The sequence below is a fragment of the Bifidobacterium aemilianum genome (genome assembly GCF_003315635.1).
GTDB lineage: Bacteria > Actinomycetota > Actinomycetes > Actinomycetales > Bifidobacteriaceae > Bifidobacterium > Bifidobacterium aemilianum.
The window spans coordinates 77292-88659 of the sequence record NZ_PDCG01000004.1 but is presented as its reverse complement, the minus strand read 5'-3'; the positions used below and the strand labels follow the sequence as shown (position 1 = coordinate 88659).

The following is an 11368-nucleotide window of genomic DNA, read 5'->3' as shown; positions in this document are numbered from 1 at the left end:
CCAAACTCTTGCCTAGGCCCTGAAAGGCTACTTCTTGGGCTTCTTGACCGGTGGTTCCCCCAATTCACTCTGGGCGACCGTGATGGATTCCCCACCGGCTTCCATGGAGGCATCCGCCAAGGAATCGGCGGCCCCGGCCTGGGTCTCAAGCTTGAGGTCGCCGCTGACCCGGCCAGCCTCGCGGATGTCGGCCAGGGAGGAGCGCACCGCATCAAGTCCTTCAGCCGGCACCGATAGGGTGGCCGAGAGGATCGGGGTCTTCATTGATACCTTGGCCTGGGACTTCAAGCCGCGCAGCTCGGCCAGGGCCTTGCCTGCCCAGACCAGCGTCTCCGGGTCGGCGCCCTGGGCTGCGGCCGTGTAGGGGGCGGAGGTCGGCCAGGCGGACCGGTGGACGGACTCCTGCCCCTCATGCATCCAGGACCAGACCTCTTCGCTGGCGAAGGGCAGGTAGGGGGCCAGGAGCCTGACGAAGGCATCCAGAACCAGCCCAAGGGTGGTCCGTGCGGACAGGACGGAGGCGGGGGAGGGGGCTTGGCCGTTGATGTCTGCGGTGCCATAGGCCCGGTTCTTGACCAGTTCGATGTAGTCGTCGCAGAAGAGCCAGAAGAAGGTCTCGATGACCTCCAGGGCCTTGGAATGCTCGTAGGCCTCCAGCGAAGCCGTGGCCTGGTCGATCACCTGGGCCAGCCGCGCCATGACGGAGCGGTCGATGGGCTCGGTCACATCGGTGGGATTCCAATCGGCGCTGGCGGCGGCGCCCACATGGTGCTGCTCATCCTCGCGGCCAATGGCCAGGGCGAACTTGCTGGCGTTGAGCAGCTTGATGGCCAGACGCCGACCAATCTTCATCTGCCCGATGTCGTAGGTGGCATCCAGGCCCAGGCGGGCGGCCGCGGCCCAGTAGCGCACCGCATCGGCCCCGTACTCCTTGATGGGCTGGTCGGGGACCACCACGTTGCCCTTGGACTTGGACATCTTCTTGTGGTCTGGGTCCAGGATCCAGCCCGACAGGGTGGCGTTGGACCAGGGCAGGCAGCCGTTCTCCAGGTGGGCGCGGGCCACGGAGGAGAAGAGCCAGGTGCGGATGATGTCCTGGCCCTGGGGGCGCAGGTCCATGGGGAAGGTGGCCTTGAAGAGCTCTTCGCTGGCCTGGTCGGGCTCGGCCCAGTGGGTCACGATCTGGGGGGTCAGGGAGGAGGTGGCCCAGGTGTCCATGATGTCTTGCTCGGCCGTGAATCCGCCAGGCTGGTCACGCTGGGACTCCTCGTAGCCCTGGGGCACGTCAGTGGACGGGTCGATGGGCAGGATGTCCTCGGAGGGGGTGATGGGGTGGGCGTAATCCACCTCGCCCTCCTCGTTCACCGGGTACCATAGGGGGAAGGGCACGCCGAAGAAGCGTTGGCGGGAGATCAGCCAGTCGCCGTTGAGGCCGTGGACCCAGTTCTCGTAGCGCACCCGCATGAAGTCAGGGTGGAAGTTGAGTTCCTTGCCCCGCTCGATCAGTTCGGCGTTCAGCTGCTGGTCGGTGCCGCCATTGCGCAGGTACCACTGGCGGGAGGTCACGATCTCCAGGGGCTTGTCGCCCTTCTCGTAGAAGTTGGTCATGCGCTTGGTGGGGGTGGGCTCACCCTCCATGTCCCCGGACTCGCGCAGGTGGTCCACAATGATCTTGCGGGCCGAGAAGCTGGTCTTGCCTGCTGTCTCATGGTAGATGGCACGGCCCTCGCCGTCCTCGATCCAGTCGGGGGTCTCCGAGAGGATCCGGCCGTTGCGGCCGATGATGCAGCGGGTGGGCAGCTTCAGGTCGCGCCACCATTCCACGTCGGTCACGTCGCCGAAGGTGCAGCACATGGCGATGCCCGCGCCCTTGTCCATCTCCGCCGCCGGATGGGCCAGAATCGGCACCTTGACCTTGAAGAGGGGTGAGGAGACGGTCTGCCCGAAGTAGGGCTTGTAGCGGTCGTCCTCGGGGTTGGCGATCAAAGACGTGCAGGCGGCCAGAAGCTCAGGCCTGGTGGTCTCGATGTAGATCGGCGTACCGTCCTCGAAATGGAAGGCGATCTTGTGGTAGAAGCCGGGGTATTCGCGGCTCTCCAGCTCGGCCTGGGCCACGGCGGTCTGGAAGGTCACGTCCCAGAGACCTGGAGCCTCCTGCTGGTAGGCCTCGCCACGGGCCAGGTTCCGCAGGAAGGCCTTCTGGGCCACCCGCTGGGGGTGTTCGCCGATCGTGTGGTAGGTCTGGTCCCAATCAATGGAAAGGCCCAGGGACCGCCAGAGCTCCTCGAAACGCTCCTCGTCCTGGGCGGTGAGGCGTTCGCACAGTTCAATGAAGTTCTTACGGCTGATCGGCACCTGGTCGCGGGCATCCAGCTTCTTGCCGTCGGTTCCCTCAAAGGGGGGCTTGAAGTCGGGATCATACTTGAGCGAGGTGTCCACACGCACGCCGTAGTAGTTCTGCACCCGGCGTTCGGTGGGCAGGCCGTTGTCGTCCCAGCCCATGGGGTAGAAGACGTCGTAGCCGCGCATGCGCTTGAAGCGGGCGATCACATCCGTGTGGGTGTAAGAGAAGACATGACCCACATGCAGGCTGCCGGAGACGGTCGGCGGCGGGGTGTCGATGGAGTATACGGCCTTGCGGTCGCGGGTCTGGCGGAACCTGTAGGTGCCCTCCTCGTCCCAGGTCTTGCGCCACTTGTCTTCCAGCCCGTCGACGCCCACCTTGTCCGGCAAGGGGGTCAGGTCGGCGTGGATGCTCATATTGTCCTGATCAGTCATGAAGCCAAGTTTAGAAAGCCTTGGTGACAAGCGCGCCCGGGTCCGGGCAGGCATGTTGGTCGGCCTGTGGGCAGGGCCAGTCAGTCCATACGGATTGCCGCCAGGGGGAGCCGCTCGTCGACCATGTTGACGGGGTAGTCATGGAGCTTGCCGCTGGCCACGACCAGGCTCTTGCGGGTGTAGAGCCAGTCGCTGGCGGCGTTCTGACTGACTTCCCTGGCGTAGGCTTTGAGCGCCTCCTGGTAGGCCTGGTCGTTGCTGGCGGCCATGACCTGCTCATAGAGGTCCTGGGCCCTGCGGTTCTGGTAGTGGAGGATGGAGTCACCGGCGAAGATGTCGGTATCCTCGGGCTGGTCCATGGTCATCAGGGCAAGGGTGTAAAGGCCGTCGGCCATGCGCTGTTCGACGGCCTCCTGACTGAGGACCTCCATCTTGACCGATAGGCCACCATTGTCCTGAAGCTGCTGGCTGATGGTCTCGCCCAGGCTCTGGTAAGGCTGGGGTACCAGAAGATCCAGGGTGCCGATGTAACGGCTGGAAAAGTAGCTCAAGAGCCTGCGTCCCTTGTCCTTGTCGAAGGGGAAGAGGCCGGTCAGGTCCTCGTAACCAGGTTCCAGCGGGCTGATGGGGCCGCCCAGAGGCCCTGCGGCATCGGGTTGGGAGGAGGCGATGGAAGCTGTATCGAGAAGGTGACGGGTGCCCTGGCGCATATGCTCATCGGCGTATATCGAGTTGGAGCCGCTGTTGTAGGCCAGCAGGACCTTCTCCGTGGTCTGGCCGCTACGGACCTGCAGCCCGGTGCCGGTGAAGAGCTTGTCGTTCATCTCTCTGGCCTGTGGAATGGCCAGCTGAATCTTGCCCTCCTTGAGGGCCTTGGACATGGCGGCGTTGTCCGTGTAATGGAGGAAGGCCAGCTTGTCGATACTGGCCTGCTTGCCCCAATATGAGGTGTTTTTGGCCATGCCGATGGTCTGTCCGGCTGAGAAGTCGCTGACGGTAAAGGGGCCGGACCCCACTGCCGTCTTGCCATAGTCACTGTTGGCCTTGTCGTAGACTATACCGGTTCGACCGCTGAGTGCCCTGAGGAGACCCGGCCTGGGCCTGCTCAAGCTGATGGTCAGATGCTGGTCATCACTATTGCTGACCTTGGCCAGACCTTCCAATTCGGAGGCTCCCAGATACTGGCCTTCCACGGTCGCCTTGAGCGAGCTGACCGCCTCCTCGGCTGTGAGACTATGACCATTTGAGAAATGCAGGCCATTGCGCATGGTGAACTGGTAGGTCAGACCGTCGTCGGAGACCTTCCACTCCTTGGCCAGGCCGGGCTTCAGCTGGTTCTGCTCGTCACGGCTTACCAGGGTCTCGTAGACGTTGCCTAAGAGAATCTGCTCGACCGATTTGTCCTGTTCCTTGCGAATATCAAGACTCGTGGGTATGGACCTGACTCCCACCCTCAGGGACTTGCCTTCCTTGCCGGGGGCCAGCAGAGTGGATAGATGACCGGTCCCTACGGACCAGCCCAGCAGGAGCAGGAGTGTGAGCAAGGCCGCAATCAGCAGGAACACCAACCATGTGCCCAATCCACTCCGTTTGTGACCGGCCGCGTGACTTCCGCTCATATCATGACCTCCCTTTGCTGATTCTCCCGGTGAACCCTGACCCTGATGGTAAGGAGCCTCAAGTCGTGCAGGATCACTCAACCAAGCATACCGGCGCTGGGGCAGCTGTCGTTCAGGGGGCAGTTGGCGCAGTCAGGTTTGCGGGCATGGCAGATGGCCCGGCCATGCAGGATCAGCCTATGGGACAGGTCGGTCCATTCCTCGGCGGGGAAGCAGGCTGTGATCTCCTCCTCGATATGGACCGGATCGGGCTTGGCCGAGCGCCAGTCGGTCCGCCAGCGTAGGCGGCCGGTCAGGCGGATCACATGGGTATCGACAGGGAAACCGGGAATGCCAAAGGCGTTGCCAAGGACCACGTTGGCGGTCTTTCTCCCCACTCCCGGCAGGGAGGTGAGTTCCCCCATGGTGTGGGGCACCTGGCCTCCGAAATCGCGTTCCAACTGCGCGGCCAATTCGACCAGATGCTTGCTTTTGGACCGATAAAAACCCAAGGAATGGGTCAGGTTCTCGACCTGCCCGACCGTGGCTGCGGCCAGATCCGCAGGGCTGGGGAAAGCCTTGAAGAGGGCCGGAGTGACCTTGTTGACCTGCTTGTCCGTGGTTTGGGCGCTCAACACGGTGGCGACCAGCAGCTGGAAGGGGGAATTGAAATTCAAGGCGCTCTTGGGAGCGGGTATCTCCTGGCAGAGGATGGCGTACTCCTCGTGCATACGGGCTATACGCGCCTTCTTGGATTCGGCTGCCATGCTTCTCTCTTCTCCGGGCTCATCCTTCTTATATCCCACGAGTCTATAACCGAATCCGCAGGGGTGGGGGCATGTGTAGGGAGGTCTTGTGCGTGCTCAAGCCTCGTGGTCGCTAGCTGAGTCCGCTGCCGCTTTTGGGGCTGATGCTATCGGCGCGCTCGCGCTGTCTGCGAAATCTTTGGTGTCTTTACTGTTCTTGGCGCCCTTGGCGGTTTTCTTCCCTGCCGCAGCCTGGGCCGGGCGGTTCTGTTCGCCTTGTTCGGCCCGGCCGCTATTGCCGGCGCTGCCGTCGGTTCCATCCATCAGACCCTCGTCCGGGTCGAAGCGGTAGCCGACATTGCGCACGGTGCCGATCAGGTGCTCATACTCGCTACCCAACTTGGCCCTCAGCCTACGGATGTGCACATCAACCGTCCGGGTGCCGCCGTAGTAGTCGTAGCCCCAAACCTCCTGGAGGAGTTGTGTTCTGGTGAAGACCCGCCCAGGGTGCTGGACCAGGTATTTGAGCAGCTCAAACTCCTTATAGGCCAGGTCGATGGGGTAGCCGTGGAGGTTGGCCGTGTAGCTGTTGGTGTCCACCACCAGGTCGCCAGAGCAGATGCGCCCGTTGCTCTTCTGTATCTGGATGCGCTCAGCCTCGCCGCCGACCTCGCTCAGGCTGTTGCCGCCCTCCAAGGCCAGGCGCAGGCGTCCCTCAACCTCGGCGGGGGAGGCGGTCTGAACCACCACGTCGCTGATGCCCCACTGGTGGTTGACCACCGTAAAGCCACCTTCGGTCAGAACCAGCAGGATGGGAGTCGACAGGCCGGAGGCCTTGATGAGGCTGCATAGGGTCTTGGCTGCTGCCAGGTCTTCGCGGGCATCCATCAGGAGGATGGTGTTCTCCGGCATCTTGACCAGGCTGGCGGCATCCATGGGTAGGACGCGAATCCGGTGGGAGAGCAGGGTCAGCGAGGGCAGCACCGAGGCAGGGTCGTCACAGGAAGTCATCAAGCTAATATCGGTCATGAACCCGCCCTTCGTGGGCCCAGGCGAGGGTCTTTGCCGTCACGGTGCGCCCGCGGCCCGCAGTACAGGCTTCTTGCCTATGACCCTCATTGGTGTTTGGTTCATTCTAGACGATGGTTGTGGACACATGCGGTTAGAATGGCTTGCAGTAACTGTTCTTAGGGTCAGAAAGTGTGCTGTTGCCTGGGAATCGGGAAGTGTCCAAGATGTGATACGGCTAGGCCGTATGGAGGTACGATATGAGGCTTGCAGGATCCGATATGGAGGCCGGGTCGGATACCGAGGCTAAGGCAGCAGTCGGTACAGGCCCAGGGGCCGTGCCTGACATTGATTCCACTCCCAGCGTTGACCTGACGGCTGAGAGCGCCGCTGCCGGCGACGCCCCAATTCCCCCGAGCATCCAAGTCTCCAGGTCGGCCCTGCCAGTGGCGCTCACCCAACTGATCGCCTACTTGCTCCTGGTGGTCCTGGTCCTGGCGACCTCACTGTTGCTGGGTCGGGTCGCCAACATCTCCCAGCTCTTGGGGCAGACCGCTTCGGTGGTTATGATCCTGCTGTTCGTCGTCTATTGGCCCATGGGCGGGAAGATATCGGAACGGGTGGTTGGACCGGTGGTAGGCTATGCCGGCTTGTTCCTTGAAATAGTCCTGGCCAAGGCCAACCGCTCCTCAGGTGCTGAAGGCTGGTATATCGGCTGGGCCCAGGCCTTCGTGGTCTTGCTTGTTGTGGCCATCATCGCGGCCTTCCTGCAGCAGATGCTCCGTAAGGACCGCTCAGGACTGGTGCTCTCGCTCTCCCGCACCCTCATGGCTGCCGTGGCCTGCATCTGCGCCACCGGTTGGTCGCTCCTGGGAAGCCTGGTCGTCCCCTGGCCTGTGGTGATGGTTACCAACGGTCCTGTCGGGCGGATTATGATCATCTCCCTGGCGGTGGGAATCCTTGTTGAACTGCTACTGCTCCTGGCCTCCTGCCGTTGGTGGCGTCAGGCTGAGGACTCCGTGGTGCAGACACCCTGGTCCTGGTTGGGCATGGGCCTGCTGCCGGTCATGCTGGCCGGTGTGCTGCCCCCGGCCGCGGGGCTCTTGCCCACCCTGCTGGTCTGATTACCAGGCGATGAAGCCCAGGTGCTCCAGCAGCACCTTCAGGCCGATGAATATGAGCATCAGGCCGCCGGCGATCTGTGCGGGTGTCTGCCAACGGGCGCCTACAAACCGCCCCATGTAGAGTCCAGCCGCTGAAAGGACGCCTGTCACCAGACCGATGGTGGCGATGGCGAAGATGACGTTGACGTCCATGAAGGCCAGGCTGACCCCGATGGCGAAGGCGTCGATGCTGCAGGCCACGGCCAGGGGCAGCATGTGCCGCCAGTCGAACTTGGCAGTTTCCTTGAGATTCTCCTGGTCCTCCCCGAAGGCCTCACGAATCATATTGCCGCCGATCAGGGCCAGCAGAATGAAGATGATCCAGTGGTCGACCTGGTCCAGGTATTGGTTGAAACGGCTGGCCAGAAAGAAGCCCAGGAGGGGAAAGAGGGCCTGGAGTCCGCCGAACCAGATGGCGGTCTTGAGGGCATCCTGGGCCCTGACCCGCTTGACGGTGAGCCCCTTGCCGATGGCTACGGCGAAGGCATCCATGGATACGGACAGGGAGATAAGCAGTATTTCTATGATCATACGGTGGTACACAAGGGTTCATCCCATCGGTTCCCCACGGGATGGGCCTCGACGGGGTTACCGCCTACGCCTGGTGGATACCGACATAGAACTGCTGACCAACTGCACCAGCTTTGAATTCCTAGCGAATGCCGTTCGCATGTCGTTCAATTACTGAACCGACTATAGCAAAGCCCGCCCCCAGCATTCATGCCGTGTTGAGCATGGAAACCGGGGGCGGACTTTATGACTCTGGATGCGAGCATGGCAGGTAACTTGCTGGCTCGTCAGGCCAGAGCCTGCTGGGTTCCGGCCCCAGTCACTGCTCGCTGTCGGCCAGGCGCTGGCGGGCGGCCACGATTTCGGCTTCGGCCTTCTCGGCGTTGGTCCAGTAGTCGCCGGGCATGACCTCCTTGCCGGGCTCCAAGGCCTTGTACTGCTCGAAGAAGTGCTTGATTTCGGCCTTGTGGTACTCGGAGACATCATCTACATCCTTGATGTCGTCGAAGCGCACGTCGGCGGGCACGCACAGGACCTTGTCGTCCCCACCGGCCTCGTCGACCATGTGATAGAGGCCAACAGCGCGGCACTCGACCACGCAGCCGGGGAAGACCGAATTGGGGATCATGACCAGGGCGTCCAGCGGGTCGCCGTCCTCGCCCAGGGTGCCATCGATGTAGCCGTAGTCATCCGGGTAGCCCATGGCGGTGAAGAGGGTCCGGTCCAGGAAGACGCGGCCGGTCTCGTGGTCCACCTCGTACTTGTTCTTGGATCCGCGGGGAATCTCGACGACGACATTGAATGTTTCTGCCATATCAGTCTCCTTGTGAAAGGTTGATTGCTACCGTATCCACTCTACTCTGCGGCCTACCGAGCCGCCGGCCCATCAGACTCGTGGACGACGCTCAGAACCCATGCGACTCTGGACCATGGATCCAGGGAGACCGCCTGCCGGGCTTCCCATTCCTGGACCTGACCGGTCAGTTCGTCCCTTAGCGCGAAGGGCCCCTCTCCGGGAAGGCCCGCCGCCTCAAGGTTGACGGTGGCCTGGTGGGCCTGCCTGCCATCCAGGTTGACCAGCACAATCAGGGTGTCTGCCCTGCCGCTTGGGGTCAGCTCAGCCGGTGTGTGGCGGGCGAAGGCCAGGATGTTCGGATCGTCGCTCTCCAGGATGGACAGGTTGTGGTAGCTCCCACAGGCCGGGTGTTCCCGGCGGATCGTGTTGAGGGAGGTCAACAGGTCGGCAATGCCATACCGGCCGGTCTGGCCCCAGTCCCGGACCTTGATCTCGTACTTCTCATTGTCGGCCTGCTCCTCGGACCCTGCTTTTTGCTGGTTCTCGATGAGCTCGTAGCCGTTGTAGATGCCCCAGGATGGCGAACCCAAGGCTGCCAGGACTGCCCGGACCGCATGGCCTGCCACCCCGTTGTCGCGCAGGTAGGCGGTCAGGATGTCGGGCGTGGTGGGCCAGAAGCTGTTGTGCTGGTAGTAGGCCTCATCACTGTTGGTCGTGACCAGGTATTCCTCCAGCTCGGCCTTGCTGTTGCGCCAGGGAAAGTAGCAGTGGGTCTGGGTGAAGCCAGCCAGAGACAGGGCACGCACCAAGGCCGGACGGGTGAAGGCCTCGGCCAGGAAGAGGACTTCCGGGTGCCGGGACTGGGTGTGGGCAATCACCTCCTGCCAGAAGCGCACCGGCTTGGTGTGGGGGTTGTCGACCCGAAAAGCCGTGACTCCGGCCTCGATCCACAGCTCAAGAATCCTCTCGACCTCCCGCTCGATGCCAGGCATGTCCGCCTCGAAGTCGATGGGGTAGATGTCCTGGTACTTCTTGGGCGGGTTCTCCGCGAAGGCGATGGACCCGTCCGGCTTGTGGTGGAACCAGTTGGGATGCTCCCTGACCCAGGGGTGGTCGGGGGAGCACTGGAGGGCGAAGTCCAGGGCAATCTCCAGACCCAGCTCATGGGCTTTGGCGCACAGGACCTTGAAGTCCTCCATGGTTCCCAGGGCCGGGTCCACGGTGTCGTGGCCGCCAAGTTGGGAACCGATGGCGAAGGGGGAGCCAGGGTCTTCGGGCCCGGCGGTCAGGCTGTTGTCCTTGCCCTTACGATGACTGATGCCGATGGGGAAGATGGGTGGCAGGTAGACCATGTCGAATCCCTCGGCCGCCGCCCGTTCCAGCCCGGAGATGGAACTCCTGAGCGTGCCGGGTACAATCCTACCGCTGGTAGGATTCCGCTGGGCCCCTTCGGACCGGGGGAAGAACTGATACCAGGAGACGAAGGACGACTTGGGGCGTTCGACCTTGAAGGCCAGCGGGCGGCTCAGGCTCAGTCCTTCGCGCAGGGGTTTGCTCTGGTGGAGCTGCCGGATGAGCGGGTTGTCGGCACCTTCCAGTCTGGCCTGGGGGGCCAAGCTGCCGTCGGACAGGGTGCAGATGGCTGACTTGAGCAGAGTGACCTCGGCTTGGGTCAGCGGGTTGGTGCTGGTGCTTTGGGCCTGCGTTGCCTGGCCTTGCGCGACCCAGCGCTCGCAGAGCTCGGCCCCTGACCGCAGGGCGTTCTCAAGGTCATCGCCGACCTCAACCTTGATTCGCGCGTCATGGAGCCAGGTCAGGTAGTTGTCCTCCCAGCCTTCGATTTGTACGGTCCACTGGCCAAGCTGTGGCATGACCCGGCTTGCGAAGCCCACTTCCCAAGGCCTGATCTCTGAGTGCTGGCCTGCCTGCAGTCTGGCCTCCCACAAGTCCAGACCGGGGCTGGTGCAGGTCATGGGTATGGTCTGGCTCCTGCCCCCGGCCGGGTCATAGAGGACCGCCGTGGCGCCCACCTGCGGCCTGCCTTCCATGAGGACCTGCGCACTGACCCTGAAGACCTCTCCCAGCTCCACACGGGCCGGAAAGATACCGCCCTCATGATTGGGTCTTAAGCCAAGGATGGCCACCCTTCCAAACTCCTGTGGCCGGGGTCCTGGTGCGCTGGTGTGGTCACTGTCCTTCGTGGCTTCAACAATCGAACGAGAAGCCTGTGTAAGGTCGAGCCCTGATTGGCCAGTGCCTCCGGCAGGCGCCGGTGGTTGGTCCGGCAGCTGTGCGTCATTGTTGCTAGGTGCTAGTGGACTGTGTGAGGCTTCCATATCTCAATTGTATAGAGCCTGCCCTATGAGTATGGCCGCAAGGGGGCTTGGGAGCTGCCGATCCTCGTGTAACTCACCCAGGATGAGTGCGCGCTCGGTGAAGCCTCGAATGGTGGGTGAACCGTACACCTTGAGTCCCGATGACCGTTTCTCCCGTGTTCCAGTGCCATCCGTTGCCGCTGTAGGTGCACATGCCACTGCCAAGGTCGCGGCAGGCAAGCCCCCGGCCTTCTCCGCCGCATGTCCGGCTCAGTGGTCTATGCGGCATTTCCCGCTTGTGAGCCCAGGTAGCCAGCTAACAAATAAGTCACATTCATGTGTGTTTGACTACACCCATTCGTGACTTTGCGGAAATAATTGCCTTCCTAGACTCAGTAGCACAAGCGGGGACCGGTGAATGTTCAATCCCGCTGGACTGGATAGAAGGGAAGAG

Annotated in this window: 7 protein-coding genes and 1 pseudogene; 1 reads left to right on the top strand and 7 read right to left on the bottom strand. The window is 62.6% G+C overall.

Annotation, left to right across the window (positions count from 1 at the left end; translation table 11 throughout):
• Nucleotides 1-27: 27 nt before the first annotated feature.
• From valS to CRD60_RS05470, 4 genes and pseudogenes are all read right to left on the bottom strand, one after another.
• A complete protein-coding gene (gene valS, locus CRD60_RS05485) occupies nt 28-2778 on the bottom strand; it encodes a valine--tRNA ligase (RefSeq protein WP_113860293.1) in 2751 nt (916 codons plus the stop codon).
• Nucleotides 2779-2858: 80 nt separating this feature from the next.
• Entirely contained in the window at nt 2859-4397 is a 1539-nt protein-coding gene (locus tag CRD60_RS05480) for an ABC transporter substrate-binding protein (RefSeq protein WP_113860292.1), read from the bottom strand.
• Between the two features lie 77 nt (nt 4398-4474).
• Nucleotides 4475-5143 (bottom strand): endonuclease III, encoded by a 669-nt coding sequence (nth, locus tag CRD60_RS05475; RefSeq protein ID WP_113860291.1) that lies wholly within the window; start codon nt 5141-5143, stop codon nt 4475-4477.
• A 306-nt stretch (nt 5144-5449) separates the two neighbouring features.
• Nucleotides 5450-6151, bottom strand: a pseudogene (locus CRD60_RS05470) (winged helix-turn-helix transcriptional regulator); the annotation flags it as partial.
• Between the two features lie 239 nt (nt 6152-6390).
• Here CRD60_RS05470 and CRD60_RS05465 point away from each other — a divergent pair.
• Complete coding sequence (locus CRD60_RS05465; RefSeq protein WP_113860289.1) at nt 6391-7254, top strand: hypothetical protein; 864 nt, start codon at nt 6391-6393, stop codon at nt 7252-7254.
• On the opposite strand, the gene CRD60_RS05460 is transcribed toward CRD60_RS05465, so the two are convergent.
• The 3 genes from CRD60_RS05460 to CRD60_RS05450 form a co-directional block, all read right to left on the bottom strand.
• On the bottom strand, nt 7255-7824 hold the full coding sequence (locus CRD60_RS05460) for a manganese efflux pump MntP (RefSeq protein ID WP_113860288.1): 570 nt from the start codon (nt 7822-7824) through the stop codon (nt 7255-7257).
• Between the two features lie 298 nt (nt 7825-8122).
• Nucleotides 8123-8617, bottom strand: coding sequence for an inorganic diphosphatase (locus tag CRD60_RS05455; RefSeq protein ID WP_113860287.1), 495 nt, complete (start codon nt 8615-8617; stop codon nt 8123-8125).
• Nucleotides 8618-8670: 53 nt separating this feature from the next.
• Nucleotides 8671-10812 carry a maltotransferase domain-containing protein gene (locus CRD60_RS05450; RefSeq protein WP_407923177.1) on the bottom strand — a complete coding sequence of 714 codons (2142 nt, stop codon included), beginning with the start codon at nt 10810-10812 and terminating at the stop codon, nt 8671-8673.
• Nucleotides 10813-11368 lie beyond the last annotated feature (556 nt).

Coding starts and splice junctions, on each gene's coding strand:
- CRD60_RS05480 (WP_113860292.1), bottom strand. CDS start 4,397: ATGAGCGGAAGTCACGCGGCCGGTCACAAACGGAGTGGATTGGGCACA.
- CRD60_RS05460 (WP_113860288.1), bottom strand. CDS start 7,824: ATGATCATAGAAATACTGCTTATCTCCCTGTCCGTATCCATGGATGCC.
- CRD60_RS05465 (WP_113860289.1), top strand. CDS start 6,391: ATGAGGCTTGCAGGATCCGATATGGAGGCCGGGTCGGATACCGAGGCT.
- nth (WP_113860291.1), bottom strand. CDS start 5,143: ATGGCAGCCGAATCCAAGAAGGCGCGTATAGCCCGTATGCACGAGGAG.
- CRD60_RS05455 (WP_113860287.1), bottom strand. CDS start 8,617: ATGGCAGAAACATTCAATGTCGTCGTCGAGATTCCCCGCGGATCCAAG.
- valS (WP_113860293.1), bottom strand. CDS start 2,778: ATGACTGATCAGGACAATATGAGCATCCACGCCGACCTGACCCCCTTG.